16 protein-coding genes and 1 pseudogene are annotated in these 16,806 nt (G+C 44.1%); 14 read left to right on the top strand and 3 right to left on the bottom strand.

Annotated features, from left to right (window positions below; genetic code table 11):
• Positions 1-122: 122 nt before the first annotated feature.
• Positions 123-1,556 (top strand): 4-hydroxyphenylacetate 3-hydroxylase family protein, encoded by a 1,434-nt coding sequence (locus HGO23_RS17980; protein ID WP_099134254.1) that lies wholly within the window; start codon positions 123-125, stop codon positions 1,554-1,556.
• A gap of 621 nt (positions 1,557-2,177) precedes the next feature.
• On the opposite strand, the pseudogene queG reads toward HGO23_RS17980, so the two are convergent.
• Positions 2,178-3,335: pseudogene (queG, locus tag HGO23_RS17975) on the bottom strand (tRNA epoxyqueuosine(34) reductase QueG).
• Positions 3,336-3,586: 251 nt separating this feature from the next.
• Between queG and tsaE the strand changes: the two are divergent.
• From tsaE to HGO23_RS17925, 10 genes are all read left to right on the top strand, one after another.
• On the top strand, positions 3,587-4,051 hold the full coding sequence (gene tsaE / locus HGO23_RS17970) for a tRNA (adenosine(37)-N6)-threonylcarbamoyltransferase complex ATPase subunit type 1 TsaE (RefSeq protein WP_209027413.1): 465 nt from the start codon (positions 3,587-3,589) through the stop codon (positions 4,049-4,051).
• A gap of 14 nt (positions 4,052-4,065) precedes the next feature.
• Entirely contained in the window at positions 4,066-5,439 is a 1,374-nt protein-coding gene (gene amiB / locus HGO23_RS17965) for an N-acetylmuramoyl-L-alanine amidase AmiB (protein ID WP_209027412.1), read from the top strand.
• 61 nt (positions 5,440-5,500) lie between these two features.
• Positions 5,501-7,501, top strand: coding sequence for a DNA mismatch repair endonuclease MutL (mutL, locus tag HGO23_RS17960; RefSeq protein WP_209027411.1), 2,001 nt, complete (start codon positions 5,501-5,503; stop codon positions 7,499-7,501).
• The gene (gene miaA, locus HGO23_RS17955; RefSeq protein WP_209027410.1) at positions 7,494-8,435 is read left to right on the top strand and encodes a tRNA (adenosine(37)-N6)-dimethylallyltransferase MiaA; all 942 of its coding nucleotides are present in this window, start codon (positions 7,494-7,496) and stop codon (positions 8,433-8,435) included. Before mutL ends, miaA begins: the two co-directional genes overlap by 8 nt.
• Before the next feature lie 108 nt (positions 8,436-8,543).
• A complete protein-coding gene (hfq, locus tag HGO23_RS17950) occupies positions 8,544-8,846 on the top strand; it encodes an RNA chaperone Hfq (RefSeq protein ID WP_099134259.1) in 303 nt (100 codons plus the stop codon).
• Positions 8,847-8,941: 95 nt separating this feature from the next.
• The gene (hflX, locus tag HGO23_RS17945; protein WP_209027409.1) at positions 8,942-10,222 is read left to right on the top strand and encodes a ribosome rescue GTPase HflX; all 1,281 of its coding nucleotides are present in this window, start codon (positions 8,942-8,944) and stop codon (positions 10,220-10,222) included.
• A 116-nt stretch (positions 10,223-10,338) separates the two neighbouring features.
• Positions 10,339-10,518 carry a hypothetical protein gene (locus HGO23_RS17940; RefSeq protein WP_169923000.1) on the top strand — a complete coding sequence of 60 codons (180 nt, stop codon included), beginning with the start codon at positions 10,339-10,341 and terminating at the stop codon, positions 10,516-10,518.
• 23 nt (positions 10,519-10,541) lie between these two features.
• Positions 10,542-11,786 carry an FtsH protease activity modulator HflK gene (hflK, locus tag HGO23_RS17935; RefSeq protein ID WP_099134261.1) on the top strand — a complete coding sequence of 415 codons (1,245 nt, stop codon included), beginning with the start codon at positions 10,542-10,544 and terminating at the stop codon, positions 11,784-11,786.
• Positions 11,787-11,788: 2 nt separating this feature from the next.
• Entirely contained in the window at positions 11,789-12,799 is a 1,011-nt protein-coding gene (gene hflC / locus HGO23_RS17930) for a protease modulator HflC (RefSeq protein ID WP_209027408.1), read from the top strand.
• A gap of 242 nt (positions 12,800-13,041) precedes the next feature.
• A complete protein-coding gene (locus tag HGO23_RS17925) occupies positions 13,042-14,340 on the top strand; it encodes an adenylosuccinate synthase (RefSeq protein WP_099134263.1) in 1,299 nt (432 codons plus the stop codon).
• Between the two features lie 183 nt (positions 14,341-14,523).
• Here HGO23_RS17925 and HGO23_RS17920 read toward each other — a convergent pair whose 3' ends face one another.
• Together HGO23_RS17920 and HGO23_RS19830 are read right to left on the bottom strand one after the other, a co-directional pair.
• Positions 14,524-15,096: a type 2 periplasmic-binding domain-containing protein gene (locus HGO23_RS17920; RefSeq protein ID WP_244967839.1), complete on the bottom strand. Its 573-nt coding sequence runs from the start codon at positions 15,094-15,096 to the stop codon at positions 14,524-14,526.
• Positions 15,097-15,103: 7 nt separating this feature from the next.
• Positions 15,104-15,271: a helix-turn-helix domain-containing protein gene (locus HGO23_RS19830; protein ID WP_244967973.1), complete on the bottom strand. Its 168-nt coding sequence runs from the start codon at positions 15,269-15,271 to the stop codon at positions 15,104-15,106.
• A gap of 226 nt (positions 15,272-15,497) precedes the next feature.
• Between HGO23_RS19830 and HGO23_RS17915 the strand changes: the two genes are divergently transcribed.
• From HGO23_RS17915 to nsrR, 3 genes are all read left to right on the top strand, one after another.
• The gene (locus tag HGO23_RS17915) at positions 15,498-15,734 is read left to right on the top strand and encodes a hypothetical protein (protein ID WP_209027407.1); all 237 of its coding nucleotides are present in this window, start codon (positions 15,498-15,500) and stop codon (positions 15,732-15,734) included.
• A 28-nt stretch (positions 15,735-15,762) separates the two neighbouring features.
• The gene (locus HGO23_RS17910; protein WP_209027406.1) at positions 15,763-16,038 is read left to right on the top strand and encodes a hypothetical protein; all 276 of its coding nucleotides are present in this window, start codon (positions 15,763-15,765) and stop codon (positions 16,036-16,038) included.
• A 293-nt stretch (positions 16,039-16,331) separates the two neighbouring features.
• Positions 16,332-16,751: a nitric oxide-sensing transcriptional repressor NsrR gene (gene nsrR, locus HGO23_RS17905; RefSeq protein ID WP_099134265.1), complete on the top strand. Its 420-nt coding sequence runs from the start codon at positions 16,332-16,334 to the stop codon at positions 16,749-16,751.
• The last annotated feature ends 55 nt before the right edge of the window (positions 16,752-16,806 follow it).

Raw genomic sequence — 16,806 nt, 5'->3', positions numbered from 1 at the left:
CGTAGTCATATTATTCTCAATTGGGGACAATTATCCTTGTATATTGGATTTCCAGTGCTGAATAAAAAGATTTCTTTTCTTGACCTTTAGAAATTGTCGTAATTGATAGGAGCATAGAAAAGATGATAAGAACCGGAAAGCAATATATGGAGGATTTACGTGATGGACGCACTATTTTTATCAATGGCGAAAAGATCACAGATCATGTGGATCACCCAGCGTTCAGGAATGCGATTAGGTCTGTAGCGAATTTGTATGATTATAAAATTCAGCATACGGATAAAATGACTTTCACAACGGAAGCTGGCGAGCAGATGAGCCTGTACTGGCAGTTGCCTTCTACCCCTGAACAGCTAATTGCACGAGGTTATGCAGCCTATGAATGGGCAAAGCAGACAGTGGGCTGGCTTGGCAGAAGCCCTGATTACACGTCATCAGCACTAGCCGGAATGCTGACACATATTGAGTTATTCGAATCTTATTCTCAAGAACGCGCTGATGCTTTGCGAAATTATTTTGCCTATGCGAGTAAGAATGATCTTTATCTGGCTTATGCCCTGATTAGTCCGCAGGGTGACCGTTCAAAGACACCCGGTGGGCATGATAAGAATATTTATCATGCCCTTGGTGTAGTGGAAAAGAATGCCGAAGGCATTATTGTCCGAGGTGCTAAAATGCTCGCTACGGGCGCTGTATTGGCTGATGAAGTATTGGTCGGTACTACTAAGCCGCTGAAAAAAGATCTTGATGAACGCTATGCGCTCTCTTTTGCTATGCCACTCAATACGAAAGGCATAAAAATTATATCCAGACGCTCCTATGAGTTTGGTGCTAATCCCACAGATTATCCATTGTCATCCCGGTTTGATGAAAATGATTCAATGCTCTATTTCGATGACGTTCTGGTGCCTTGGGAAAGGGTATTTGTCTTTGAAGATATTGAGATGTGCTCTAAGCAGACGGAGTCAACGGCTACGGAAATCTTGATGGATATCCAAAGCCTGGCCCGTTATGCAGTAAAATTACACTTTTTAGCGGGATTAGCGCAGGTAATGGCCGAAACCAATGGTGTCTGCGAATATCCTGCCGTGAAGGAATCACTCGCACAGCTCGCTTGCTACGCCATGAATATTGAAGGGTTGTTTAAGAGTGTGCTCCATTGCCCAAAAGTTCATAATGGATTCTGCTTACCTGATAAGACCATGCTCTATACGTATCGGGTGATCTCGCAGTCAATGTATCCGAATGTATTGGAGACAATTAGAAAACTGGCAGGAGGGGGGGTTTTGATGTTGCCGTCAAGTGCGGCTGATTTAGAGGATGATGAAATTTTAAGTGTTATTGAGAAAACACAGTATTCATCCATTGCTTCACCTGTCGAAAGGGTCAGATTGATGAAGTTGGTGTGGGATGCGGTAGGTTCAGAGTGTGCTTCAAGACACCATCAGTATGAGCTGTTTTATGCCGGAGCTCCTTATCAAACGTTGGGGCGTCTTTACGGTCAATATGACTGGGAGTCATCAAGAGAACTGGTTGAAAGAATAAAAAAGCTTTAAATTAATTTTTATCCTGCTGCTATGTTCATCCTGTTGTCACGTTAAGTTTGCCGGATAATAATGAGTGGCAATAGTTGGTAATGAAATAGTCGCTAAGAAAAAAGTGCCAGCATTGAGTGTTGGCACTTCTTATTCCGTATCAGTATAACTTGTCAGAGTCCTGCCAAAAATAATTTATTGATAAAGCGCTTGCCATCCTGCTTCAACAAGTCCATAATTCCGCCTCATTTTTGGATATGCAGAGGAAAATTTCTCCAGTAGCGTCTAGAATGAGGAGTGGATTCCGTTTTTACTGCCAATACCTAATACTTTTCCAACGAAATGCAATCTCTATTTTTTATCCACAGTATTTTACGTAACTACCGTATTTAGTTGCTCGGTATTGCTTTGATTGTTACACAGAGTTATCCACAGGCAATACGATTACATTTAAGCTTTGCAGCCCATTATTTAAAATAATATCTATTGATTAACTAATTGATAAATTAGAATAATTGTCTGTTATTCAAAATTATTGAATTAATATTTATCCTTTCTTTGCGCCTTGATCAGTAAAGCGTTTTTATTTTATTCACAAGGAAACAGAGGGGCTTTTTAATAAGAAATTAAGCTGATTGTATATTAAGCATCTCTGGGCAACCCTTTGGTAATTGCTCGTATTAATCGTTTCTGTTGTGACGTTTGGACTTCAATTGCATTAGCACTCCGACGGGATATCTGTTGAGCGACGGCCCAGTGGATATGTTCATCTAATACATCACTCAAACCGATTCTTTTTTTCAGAGTTAGTACAATTTCATCCCGGTAAGGTGCGTTACCTAATGCAACTGAAATATTGCGCAGCCAACGTAGATAACCGATACGTCGTATGGCTGAACCTTCCGTTATGCGCAGGAATTTTTCTTCGCTCCAACTGAACAAATCGAGTAATTCAGGTGTATGCAGTGCGGCACGAGGGCTAAAATCAGCTTCATCTGTTAATTGTGAGAAACGATTCCAGGGGCAAATAAGTTGGCAATCGTCACAACCATAAATCCGGTTTCCCATCAATGACCGAAATTCTTCTGGGATCGTTCCGTCGAGTTCAATCGTCAGGTAAGAAATACAGCGGCGGGCATCAATCGTATAAGGTTCTACAATTGCTCCTGTTGGGCAGGTGGTCATACAAGCGACACAACGTCCGCATTGTTCTTCTTGAGAAATATCGATAGGTAAGGGAAGGTTAATCAGTAATTCTCCCAGAAAGAACCAAGAGCCAGATTCCCTGTTTAATATAAGTGAGTGTTTACCAACCCAGCCAAGTCCGGCTTTTGTTGCCAATGGGCGTTCCATAATGGGAGCAGAATCGACGAAGGGACGAAAATTCAGAGTCCCTTGGTATTCATGGGTGCTGCAATAGTCCTGTATTTGTTCACCTAGCTTTTTAAGCCGTTGGCGTAGCAGTTTATGGTAATCTCTGCCCAGTGAATAACGGCTAACATAGCCCAGTTCAGGGTTATTCAATGTACTGGCAAAAGCAGCTTTGGTGGGCAGGTAATTCATGCGAACACTAATAATCCGCAACGTGCCGGGCAGTAATTCACGGGGACGCGTTCGCATCATGCCGTGACGTGCCATCCAGTCCATTTCACCGTGGTATTGCTTATCAAGCCATTCCTGTAATCTCGGCTCTTCTGTGGATAAATCAGTATCACAGATGCCAACTTGCTGGAAACCGAGGGAAAGCCCCTATTGCTTGATGTTTGTTGCCAGAAGATTCAGATCGAGAGGGGTTACCATTGAATATAAGTTACTGCTGTAAAAGAGGCGTAGAGTAACACAGGATAGATTGAAGACAAAAAATGTGGTATCTGGCTCGGTGTCAGCACAGGAGATGCTAAATGATAATAGCTGAGTTATGTTATGGTTATTGGTTAAACTATTTGACTAATATGTCTTTTATATACCTTATGGATTTCAGGTCGCGACTTGGAAAAGGGTGTGTATATTTCAACAAGCTTCAATTCAATAAATACAATAGATAATTTTCGATGAAAGAACTCGTTTTATCACTTCCAGATGAAAATGCTACGGTTGCGCTGGGCAATGCAGTGGCGGCAGCTTGCGAACGCGGCTATGTTATTTATTTATACGGTGATCTTGGCGCAGGTAAAACGACATTCAGTCGTGGTTTTCTGCAAGCTCTCGGTCATCAGGGACACGTAAAAAGCCCTACTTATACGTTGGTTGAACCTTATACCTTACAACCACGTTCTGTTTATCATTTTGATTTGTACCGTCTGGCTGATCCGGAAGAATTGGAATTTATGGGGATCCGGGATTATTTTCATCAGGATGCCATTTGTTTGGTGGAATGGCCGCAGCAGGGGGCAGGTTTTTTGCCTAAAGCTGATATTGAGTTGCATTTGACCTATAACAATGAAGGTCGACAAGCACGTTTTGTGGCGTTATCTGAATATGGTGAAAATTTACTGGATAATCTGAAATCCTTATGAAGGAATCCCTGACCATGATGAATGCCTTCTTCGTGAAGATGATACAAAAATGGCAAACCCATTGGCTGATGGTTTGTGTGTTGTTTGTGATGTTAAGCCAACTGGTTATGACAACAGTAATGGCGTCTACGCTGTCAAATGTGCATGTGAGCAATAGTCCATCTGAAGCGACCGTGACGTTGGGATTCACCGGCGGACATCCTGAGTATCGTTTTTTCCCTCTGCATGACCCTGAAAGACTGGTGGTGGATATTCGTCAATCCGCTAATTTCACAGGGCTGCCAATGCATTTGTCAGGTAAAGGTCAGGCAAAACAGAATTTGGTAAAAGTAGTCCGAACCAGTCAGCCACCTGATTTACTTCATAAGCGAATTGTGCTGGAGTTAGCGCAGAAGGCAACAGCAACGTCCGTTGTGAAGCAATCAGGTCATCAATACCAGATTATCTTTACTCTGAAAGTAAATGGTACTGCGAGTCGTTCATCGACATTGGAAAAAAAACCTGCATTCAGAGAAAATCTAGGATCAAACGAAGGTAAGCAATTACTAACAAATAAGTCAACTTCTGGTACAATGCTGACAAAACAGAATGCTAAAACTACGCCTGTTCATGGTGAACAATTTGCTCATGGTGAACAAGTAGTGAAAAAACAGCTAACCAAGGCAGCTAAAGGAAAATATCCAGTTGTTATTGCCATTGACGCTGGACATGGAGGGCAGGACCCGGGGGCAATCGGGCAGCGGGGATTGCGGGAAAAAAATGTTACCATCAGTGTGGCACGTAAACTGGAAGCACTTCTGCGTAATGATCCCATGTTCAAACCTGTCCTGACACGGAACGGAGATTATTTTATTTCGGTAGCAGGACGATCTGAGGTTGCCCGTAAGCACAAAGCCAATATATTGATTTCCATTCATGCGGATGCTGCACCTAATCGTAGTGCCAGGGGGGCTTCTGTTTGGGTACTGTCCAATCGTCGTGCGAACAGTGAATTGGGGAATTGGTTGGAACAGCATGAGAAACAGTCTGAATTGCTAGGTGGTGCGGGAGATGCTCTTGCCAATGGCACTGATCCTTTTTTGAGTCAGGCTGTGCTGGATCTGCAATTCGGGCATTCACAACGGGTAGGTTATGACGTAGCTATTCAGGTTTTGCATCAGTTAACTCAGGTTGGTTCTTTGCATAAACGTACACCAGAACATGCCAGTTTGGGGGTTCTGCGTTCACCGGATATTCCTTCCATCTTGGTAGAAACGGGTTTTATCAGTAACTCGTCAGAAGAAGGATTGTTGAGTTCCAATCAGTATCAAGAAAAATTAGCGCAAGCTATCCATCTGGGGTTACGTCACTATTTTCAGACTAATCCGTTGCAAACAGCACCAAAGTAATTTTAAACCGTATACGTAAGATAAGAAGTAATACGTAAGAAACAGTAAATAAGGTCGAATGATGGCTATCAGGATATTACCCCCACAATTGGCAAATCAGATTGCTGCTGGTGAAGTGGTTGAACGCCCTGCATCGGTAGTGAAGGAGTTGGTGGAAAATAGCCTGGATGCTGGCGCTACCCGCATTGACATTGATATTGAGCGTGGCGGCATAAAATTGATCCGTATTCGTGATAATGGCTGTGGTATTAGCAGGCAAGACCTCACGTTGGCATTAGCTCGGCATGCTACCAGTAAAATAGCTTCTCTAGATGATCTTGAAGCCATTGTCAGTATGGGATTCCGAGGGGAGGCGCTGGCCAGTATCAGTTCCGTTTCACGGCTGACGCTGACATCTCGTCCTGAAAATCAGGCCGAGGCATGGCAGTCTTATGCTGAAGGTCGTGATATGGAAGTAACGGTAAAACCTGCTGCTCACCCTGTTGGAACAACGGTTGAGGTCTTAGACCTGTTTTATAACACGCCTGCCCGTCGAAAATTTCTAAGAACGGAAAAAACAGAGTTCAGCCATATTGATGAAGTCATGCGCAGAATCGCACTTGCCCGACTGGATGTGGCGATCAATCTGAATCACAATGGAAAATTGGTTCGTCAGTATCGTCCGGCCAAAGAAGAATCTCAGCATGAACGTCGATTAGCAGCGATTTGTGGCGCGGCATTTGTGCAGCAGGTACTTGCACTATCATGGCAGCACGATTCTTTATCTATCAAGGGATGGGTGGTTGATCCGATGAATACCGCTGTGACAGGTGATACTCAGTATTGCTATGTTAATGGACGCATGATGCGGGATCGGCTGATTAATCATGCTATTCGTCAGGCCTATCAAGATCTGCTGCAAGGAGAGCAGCAACCCGCTTATGTTCTGTACCTGGAGATCGACCCGCATCAGGTTGATGTCAATGTGCATCCGGCTAAACATGAAGTGCGTTTTCATCAGGCGCGTTTGGTACACGATTTTATTTATCAGGGCGTAGCAGCAGTATTGAAACAGCGGGGTAATGGCGCTGGACTGGCACTTGATTGTCAGGAGAATACCGCCAATTGGATACCGGAAAATCGGCCTTCTGCGGGAGAAAACCATTTTCTCCAACAAACAAAGGCGTTATCGGGAGAGCAGCCTTCAAATACATCATCACCTTCTCGCCCTGTTTCTTCATCTTCGTCCGGGCAGCATGATAAGCAAAGGCAAGAACCACGCAAAAATCCATCTTCAGGCGAGCGTTCGGATCATAGCTCTACCCGGCAGCCTTATCATGGGGAAAATTATCAGAAAAAACAGGGGGAGTTGTATCAGAAACTGATGCAGTTTGAGTCAGAGGAAAAACAACCATTATTTCCTGAAAAGGCAACGCCTGAGAAACAAGATTCTGGAAGACCAACTCCTGACACGGAAAAAACGACATTAACACCAACTCATTCAACTGTCGTACAAGGGAAAAGTGGTAGTTATAGTTTCGGCAAGGTATTAAGTATTTATGCCTCTCACTATGTTTTGTTTGAATCGGCGTCAGGCATTGGGTTGCTGTCTTTACCTGTTGCGGAGCGTTGGTTGAGGCAGGCACAGTTAACTCCGGGAGAACAAAGGCTAAAATCACAACCACTGCTTATTCCATTGAAACTGTCTCTTGATCAGGCAGAAATTAGTATTTTGGAGCAGAATAGTGAGCTATTAAAGACTTTTGGCATTGAATCTACTGTCGCACATGGAAAAGTAACCATTCATGCGGTATCGTTGCCTCTGCGCCAACAGAACCTGCCAAAACTGTTTCCGGCATTGTTGGGCTATCTGATAGAGCAGCCATCGGCCTCTGTAGAACAGGTGGCGATCTGGCTCTCCCGTCATTTGGGGAGCGAACACGAAACGTGGAACGTTGCGCAGGCTGTTCAGCTTTTAGCTGATGTCGAGCGCCTTTGCCCTCAGCTGGTGGAATCTCCGCCTGAGGGATTATTACAATTAATTGATTTACAAGCAGTGGTGGCACTTTTTAATCATGAGTGATTCAAAAACTCAACAATTGCCCATAGCCATTTTTCTCATGGGGCCGACTGCCTCAGGAAAAACGGCATTATCAATCGCTTTACGTCAGCATCTTCCGGTTGAACTGATTAGCGTTGATTCTGCATTGATTTATCGTGGCATGGATGTTGGTACTGCGAAACCTTCCGCAGAAGAACAGGTACAGGCACCTCATCGTTTGATTGATGTTTTGGATCCTGCCGAAGTTTATTCTGCTGCTGATTTTCGTCGTGATGCGTTGAAACACATGGCGGAAATTACGGCTGCCGGGAGAATTCCACTCCTGGTTGGCGGAACCATGCTATATTTCAAAGCATTACTAGAAGGATTATCGCCATTGCCTTCTGCAAGTCCTGAAGTCCGGGCACAAATTGAGCAGCAGGCAGCGGAAGAGGGGTGGGACGCATTGCATCAGCAGTTGCAGGAGATTGATCCGGTCGCTGCTGCAAGAATTCACCCAAATGATCCACAACGTCTTACTCGTGCACTGGAAGTTTTTCGGATTTCGGGTAAAACTCTAACTACATTGACTGAAACGTCTGGAGAAGTATTGCCTTATCGTGTTCATCAGTTTGCGATTGCGCCTGCAAGCCGTGAAGTTCTGCATCAGCGCATTGCTGCCCGTTTTGAACAAATGATCAAATCAGGGTTTGAAGATGAAGTTAAAGCGCTTTATGCTCGTAACGATTTGCATACAGATTTACCTTCCATTCGTTGTGTTGGTTATCGTCAGATGTGGTCTTATCTCGTGGGCGAAATCTCTCATGATGAGATGGTTTATCGTGGTATCTGTGCGACTCGCCAGTTAGCGAAGCGTCAGATCACATGGCTCAGGAGTTGGGACAATGTGACTTGGTTGGACAGTGATCAACCTGAACAAGCACTAAATACAGTCATGCAGGTTATTAGTACATAAATTTATTGATTGTGTACAATTGATCAGTACAAAGTGTCATTTTTGAGTAGTTAATTTTTCGAACCAACGGGTTCTTAGTTAAAAACAACAAAATAAGGAAAATATAGAATGGCTAAGGGGCAATCTTTGCAAGATCCATTCCTGAACGCATTACGACGTGAAAGGGTCCCGGTTTCTATTTATTTAGTCAACGGCATCAAATTGCAGGGTCAAATTGAATCTTTTGACCAATTTGTCATTTTGCTGAAAAACACAGTCAGTCAGATGGTTTATAAACACGCCATTTCTACTGTTGTGCCTTCCCGCCCAGTGTCTCACCATGGTAGCAATGCAAATGTGGGATCCAGTGTAGGAAATTATCAGGCTAATACTAGCTCGGCGGCACAACAGGAAAATGATATCGCTGAATAAATCAGTGATAATGCCTGGCGAAAATAAAAACATAGGTAGGGAGACTTTACCTATGTTTTTCCTATGGATTTTACTCAGCCTGAGGGGTTGCACCGTTGTTTGATCGTTATGAAGGCGGAGAACTAGCTGTTCTGGTGCATGTTTTTTTCTCACAGGAAAAAGATACGGAAAATCTCAGTGAATTTGAATCATTGGTGACTTCCGCAGGTGTTTCTCCTGTGCAGATAGTGACAGGAAGCCGTAAGGCTCCGCATCCGAAATATTTTGTCGGGGAAGGCAAAGCAGAAGAAATTGCTGAAGCAGTCAAAAACAGCGGCGCAGATGTGGTGCTGTTTAATCATGCACTCAGTCCTGCTCAGGAACGTAATCTTGAACGCCTGTGTCAATGCCGTGTTGTTGATCGCACTGGTGTGATCCTGGATATCTTTGCTCAGCGGGCAAGAACGCATGAAGGTAAATTGCAGGTAGAACTTGCACAATTGCGTCATTTATCCACCCGTTTAGTTCGGGGTTGGACTCACCTTGAACGCCAGAAAGGGGGGATTGGTTTACGTGGTCCGGGAGAAACCCAGCTAGAATCAGACCGCCGTATGCTGCGTGACAAAATCAAGCAGATTTTGGGGCGTCTTAATAAAGTAGAAAAGCAACGTGAACAGGGGCGTCAGGCACGCAACAAAGCAGATATTCCTACTGTTTCCCTCGTCGGTTATACCAACGCAGGAAAATCAAGTTTATTCAATAGAATAACCTTGGCTGAGGTATTTGCTGCTGATCAGCTTTTTGCTACTCTCGACCCTACGTTGCGTCGGATCAATGTGAATGATGTTGGTTCGGTTGTCTTGGCTGATACAGTTGGTTTCATTCGTCAGTTGCCTCATGATTTGGTTGCAGCGTTTAAGGCTACTTTGCAAGAAACCCGGCAGGCAAGATTGCTGCTTCATGTTGTTGATGCTTCAGATAATCGTTTGGATGAAAATATCCTTGCTGTTGATAGTGTTCTGGAAGAGATTGAGGCGCATGAGATCCCTTCTCTATTGGTGATGAACAAAATCGATATGTTGGCTGATTTTGTTCCCCGTATTGACCGTGATGAAGAAAATCGTCCGGTGAGAGTCTGGCTTTCTGCTCAGACTGGAGAAGGTATCCCTCTGTTATTACAGGCACTGACTGAGCGTCTTTCAGGGGAAATTGCACATTATGAATTGCATCTTCCACCAGAAGCAGGGCGTTTGCGTAGTCGTTTTTACCAGCTTCAGGCGATTGAGCGTGAGTGGATGGAAGAAGATGGTCAGTTAGGGCTTGAAGTCAGGATGCCGATGGTTGATTGGCGTCGTCTGTGCAAACAAGAGCCAAATTTACCAGACTATGTTGTCTGATTGATTGGCGCAGGACGACAAACAAGGTATCATTTTGTCTGCCATTTCAAGGTGCTTAAAGTCATGGAATAGCGGTGATGGAATGGTGGTGATGAAATGACTGTGCCAGAATTGCAGTGACGGAATCAGCACTGTCAAAAGTATCACCAAAAATATTGGTTGCTTACGAAACGATGAAAGTTATCGTTTCTGCCCATGGAGGCCGCTGTCAGACCTGTCAGGGACAGGCAACGGCCTGTGAAGTGGGAAGCCTCACCCGTCTGGGTGGAGAGCAGTCACCTCTGAAAAACCAGTGAAAAACTAAAAGTGGAGCTAAAACATGGCGTGGAATCAGCCCGGTAATAACGGACAGGACCGCGACCCGTGGGGAAGCAGCAATAATAATGGCGGCAACTCCGGCGGCAACAATAAAGGTGGTCGAAACCGTGGGGCAACTGATCTCGACGATCTGTTCCGTAAACTGAGTGAAAAACTCGGTGGTCTCGGTGGAAACAAAGGTGGAAATGGTTCTGGACAGAACCTTAAATTTGGTGGGCGTCTTATTGGTCTCGCCGTTGCTGCTGCAGTTGCTGTTTGGGTTGTAAGTGGTTTCTATACAATTAAAGAAACAGAACGTGGTGTTGTTACCCGATTGGGTAAATTTAGCCATATCGTGCAGCCCGGCTTGAACTGGAAGATGACATTTATCGACCGGGTTCGTGCTGTTAACGTTGAATCTGTTCGTGAATTGGCAACATCGGGTGTCATGTTGACATCGGATGAAAACGTTGTACGTGCTGAAATGAACGTTCAATACCGTGTTACTGACCCTGTCGCCTATCTTTTTAATGTCACTAATCCTGATAACAGTCTGCATCAGGCGACTGACAGTGCTGTACGCGGGGTTGTCGGCAAATACACAATGGAAAAAATCCTGACTGCGGATCGTACTATTGTGCGTAACGATACCCAAAAGGTACTGGAAGAAACCATTCGTCCGTACAATATGGGGATCACTTTGTTGGATGTTAACTTCCAGACTGCACGTCCACCTGAAGAGGTGAAAGCGGCGTTTGATGACGTTATCGCAGCCCGCGAAGAAGAGCAGAAAACGATTCGTGAAGCAGAAGCTTATAAAAACTCTGTCTTACCGATTGCCAATGGTAATGCTCAACGTATTATCGAAGAAGCTAAAGCCTATAAAGTCAGTGTCGTATTGAATGCACGGGGTGAAGTGGCAAGTTTCGCTAAAATCCTGCCAGAATATAAAGCTGCGCCGGAAATTACCCGTGAGCGCCTTTATATTGAGACGATGGAGCGTGTTCTGAGTAATACCCGTAAAGTGATTGCAAATGAAAAGAGCAACAATATGCTGGTATTGCCGCTGGATCAGGTTCTGCGTAGTCAAGCTGAAGAAGCAAAGATTAAGCCATCAGAAGTGAAGGTAACATCGGAGCAACGCAGCACGACACATTCTACACTAACACACGGGTCATCTAGTTATAGTAATTCTGGTTATGGCAGTTCTGGCTATGATGATTCAAGCAACCTGCGTGGTGATACGACAAGACAAGGGAGACCATAATCATGCGTAAGTCGTTCGTCTTTGCTATTGCCGCCGTATTGGTTGTGCTGTATTCATCGCTATTTATCGTATATGAAGGTCAGCGTGGTATTGTGCTGCGCTTTGGCAAAGTGATGCGCGATGCTGAAAATAAGCCAATGGTTTATCAGCCCGGCCTGCATTTTAAAATTCCATTTATTGAAACTGTCAAAACACTTGATGCCCGTATCCAGACTATGGATATCAAGGCTGACCGCTTCCTGACAAGTGAGAATAAAGACCTGATCGTTGACTCTTATCTGAAATGGCGGATTAAAGATTTCAGTAGCTATTATCTGGCAACGGGAAATGGTTCAATTTCTCAAGCTGAAGTGCTGTTAAAGCGTAAATTCAGTGACCGCCTGCGTTCTGAAATTGGTCGTCTGGATGTTCGTGGCATTGTGACAGACTCCCGTGGTCGTTTGACGACGGATGTGCGTAATGCTCTGAATCTGGGTACAAGTGATGATGATTCTTCCGCAGACAGCGCAATCGCCTCTGCGGCTGCCCGTGTGAAGAAAGAAACTAAAGGTGAACAACCCGCTTTCAACCCGAACAGTATGGCTGCGTTAGGGATTGAAGTTGTGGATGTCCGCATCAAGCAAATCAACTTGCCTGATGAAGTTTCTGGTGCAATCTATCAGCGTATGCGTGCAGAACGTGAAGCGGTAGCACGTCGTCACCGTTCACAGGGTATGGAAGAAGCTGAGAAGGTCCGTGCTGCGGCTGACAAATCAGCTACTGAGATTAAAGCAGCGGCATATAGTCAGGCACTAGTTTTACGTGGTGAAGGTGATGCAGAAGCCACTAAACTGTTTGCTGATGCTTTCAGTAAAGATCCTGATTTCTACGCTTTTATCCGTAGCTTGCGTGCTTACGAGAAAAGCTTCAAGAATGACGGGAACATCATGGTTCTCAGCCCAGATACTGATTTCTTCCGTTATATGAAAGATCCGACTAAACAGCGTGACCATGCTAATCGTGCTGATAACTAATGAGTTCTGATAGGTGAATTGTTTTATATTCGCCTGAATTGAAAAAAGAAAACTCATTTGAGCCACTGTAAGAGAATTTACAGTGGCTTTTTCATGCTAGTTTTTTGTCTGCTATCATTACCAATGTTTACTTAGCAGCCCATTAATATGACGAAACGAAATAACAGAAGTGAGAAAAAATACTGAAAGGTGCTAAATGAGATGTTAGAATCCATTTTTAAGCAACCGAGTGAACTTTTGAAATGGGTAAGAACGTTGTCGTATTGGGCACCCAATGGGGTGACGAGGGCAAGGGTAAAATCGTCGACTTGCTGACTGAACGAGCTAAATATGTAGTTCGTTATCAGGGCGGCCATAATGCAGGCCATACACTAGTCATCAACGGTGAAAAAACCGTTCTCCATTTAATCCCATCTGGGATCTTACGTGAAAATGTCATTAGCATTATCGCAAATGGGGTCGTTTTAGCACCAGATGCTTTGATGAAAGAGATGAAAGAGCTTGAATCACGTGGGGTTCCTGTACGTGAACGCTTGCTTATTTCCGAAGCTTGTCCGTTGATCCTGCCTTATCATGTTGCATTGGATAATGCCCGCGAAAAGGCGCGCGGTGCTAAGGCAATTGGTACAACTGGCCGTGGTATTGGGCCTGCATACGAAGATAAAGTGGCTCGTCGTGGCCTGCGTGTGGGCGATCTGTTCGATAAAGAAACTTTCGCAGTTAAGCTGAAAGAAATCATCGATTACCATAACTTCCAATTGGTTAACTATTACAACGAACCTGCTGTTGATTATCAGAAAACGCTGGATGATATTCTGGCAGTTGCGGATATTCTGACTGGCATGGTAGTTGACGTTTCTGACCTGCTCTACAAAGCAACTCAGAAAGGTGAACTGGTAATGTTCGAAGGTGCGCAGGGTACATTGCTGGATATCGACCACGGTACTTATCCTTATGTAACCTCTTCCAATACTACCGCTGGTGGTGTTGCAACTGGTTCAGGTTTGGGTCCGCGTTACGTTGATTACGTATTAGGCATTATCAAAGCTTACTCCACCCGTGTTGGTGCAGGCCCATTCCCAACCGAATTATTTGATGAAACTGGTGAATATTTGCGCCAGAAAGGTCAGGAATTTGGTGCAACCACAGGGCGTAGTCGTCGTACTGGTTGGTTGGATATCGTTGCTATTCGTCGCGCTATCCAAATTAATTCACTGTCCGGTTTCTGTATGACTAAACTGGACGTACTGGATGGTTTGAAAGAAGTGAAAATCTGCGTTGGTTATCGTAAGCCTGATGGTACTGTTATTGAGACTACGCCATTGGCCGCAGAAAACTGGGAAGGTCTGGAAGCGGTATATGAAACTCTGCCAGGTTGGGATGAAAGCACTTTCGGTGTTAAAGAGCACAGCCAGTTGCCAGCAACAGCATTAAACTATATCAAACGTGTTGAAGAGCTGACCGGCGTTCCTGTTGATATTATTTCTACTGGCCCAGATCGTTCTGAAACCATGATCCTGCGTGATCCATTTGATGCTTAATTGATGATTTTAAATCTTTAAAGTATCTATAACCGGGCTTTGTGCCCGGTTTAAGTTACTGGTAAGCCCACAATATGTACTACTTATCCCTGTCGTCTTGTTCTTCTCAAGTTAATGCCCCCTTTTCCAGTAGCAACTTTGTATTTAGCAGTCGCTTCGCGAAAAAATATATATGAGTTTGTATTATTTGGTTTTGATTGGTTCTAACTTATACCTTTCGTCTTTCAAGTTGCCTCTTTGTTGGCTGCGCTCACTCACCCCGGCACATAGTTTTAGTGGATTGGCTACAGTCAATATAGCCTGATGTAACCAACGATGTGCGGCGTCTTCTTTCTCGCCTAATGTGCCAGGCAGTAATTCCACCGCTGCATTCCAGTGTGGCAGAGCTAAGGCAATATGCCGCTTTAGCCCTAGTAATGATAAGTTTTTTTCGATTTTGTCATTTGCATCGGGTCGTAAGGCCAACATCACATGAGGACGTTGTAGCCATTGCTCTAGTGATAATTCTTCTTTGGTTGGTAGCACCGTTTCCCTGCTAGCCTGACTAATCGCAAGATCAATCCCTGTTGCCCATTTGCGAACGTACCGTACTAGCGGGGGGAGTATGATCCGTGCGGCATAATCTGATAAGGAAAGCCGGAAACGCCTATGGGCTTGCGATGGGTCGAATTCAGAGGTACCTAGCAAACTGTTTAGGCTACCCAAGGCGTCATTGAGTGGTTGTATCAGCGCCTGGGTACGTGTCGTCAAAGTCATTCGGCCGTTACGTCAATAAAGGGTCATTGAAGTGTGTTCGAAGCTGTGCGAGTGCGTGGCTGATAGCTGGTTGGCTCTTATGTAATCGTAAAGAAGCTCGGGTGACATGTTTTTCTGTTAGTAAAGCATGCAATGTTAGTAGCAGGTTAAGGTCGATGCGGCGAAGTTCATCCATACGGCGAATAATTAACATATATAAGTGATTTCCATCAATTTACCAGATGAACGATGATTCGGATATCGTCATTAGTGCGTTTTTGTAAAGGAGTAATATATGCAGCATGACTGCGATTTTTGCTCTTCTTTCTGCACTTATTTTCTAAGTTCAATTTTTCTAAGTTCAATCCAGATTAGGAGGGTAAACTCAGACTCGTGCAATCACCGAAGAGGAACAGCACAAGTTGATTTCCATTTTCAACTTAAACCGTGCGGATTTGCTCCAGCAAATCCGCCTGGCAGGACGAACACCTGAAGTTCACCGTGGAGGCTATTTATCAATTTCGGAAGTGGATGTGGCTCCTTATCCCAAAGTGTATGATATGAGGGCAATAACGCCTGAAACTCAAATAGCTGTATTGAATAAATTTGGCCGGCTGCATGTAAACTCTGCGGATAGCGGGCGGGTATTGATGAGGTAATGACCGTAGTTTCGGGTGGTCCGTTAACTTGGTTCTCGTATTACCTGATGGTGTGGTTGTACGTTTGACTGTTGATTACGTTGGCTTAGACGATTTGGCTGTGCGTCTCAGTTATCCAGGATTGGGTATTCACGGTGGTTTCTTGATTGCAGAGCAAGGCTTACTTGTCGCATATGCACATGGCCCGGAAATTTTTGTAATGCGTTATATTGATCCCAGCGTATCTCATTCAGAGTTGCTTGGGACTAATCCCTGGATTGATTTTTCAGGAGACAGGCCGAAGTTGTTTGATAAAGTAAAATAAATTGATATTTAGATAATCTGCTGGTGAGCTAAAATGCTCATCAGCTTCTTGTAACGATTGCCCTTGATTTTTTCTCTGGCAAAGTCGTATAGCTTCGAATTTATTACTCGCCACAAAAAGTTATGTTTACTGTCTGATTTTGTGTTTTGAGGAGATAGAAGGAAAAGGGAGCAGCTCGTTTTGCTTAATTTTTAAAATACCCACATAATGTGACTAGCTAATGATAAACCAATAATATCTGTTTGTTTGGTTATCAATAACCCCCCGTTATATTCAGCCACCCAGAGGTAAGTGTGCAGTTAACCAGTTTTACCGATTATGGCTTGCGTGCCCTGATTTATATGGCTTCTTTACCAGAAGGCCAGATGACAAACATTACTGAGGTAACAGAAGTTTACGGTGTCTCACGTAATCATATGGTAAAAATAATTAATCAACTGAGTAACTTAGGGCTAGTTAATGCTGTTAGGGGGAAAAATGGCGGTATTAGTCTGGGTAAGGCCGCCAGCGAGATTAAAATCGGTGATGTGGTTCGTGCATTAGAACCACTTGGATTAGTTAACTGTAGTAGTTGCCATATTACACCTGCTTGTCGTTTAAAATTAGTATTGAATCAGGCGGTAGAAAAATTTTTGGCAGAATTGAATCAATATACTTTGGCCGATATGGTCGAAGACAATCGTCCCCTTTATAAATTGTTGCTGACAAAATGAAGCAAGAAATGAAATATGGGGATAAACAGCTTACTGATGACAACAGAGGAATTGC

It is taken from the genome of Xenorhabdus budapestensis, from assembly GCF_017743015.1.
Lineage (GTDB): Bacteria > Pseudomonadota > Gammaproteobacteria > Enterobacterales > Enterobacteriaceae > Xenorhabdus > Xenorhabdus budapestensis.
Note: the sequence above shows the minus strand (reverse complement) of the source record. Positions and strands in the feature narration are given on the sequence as shown.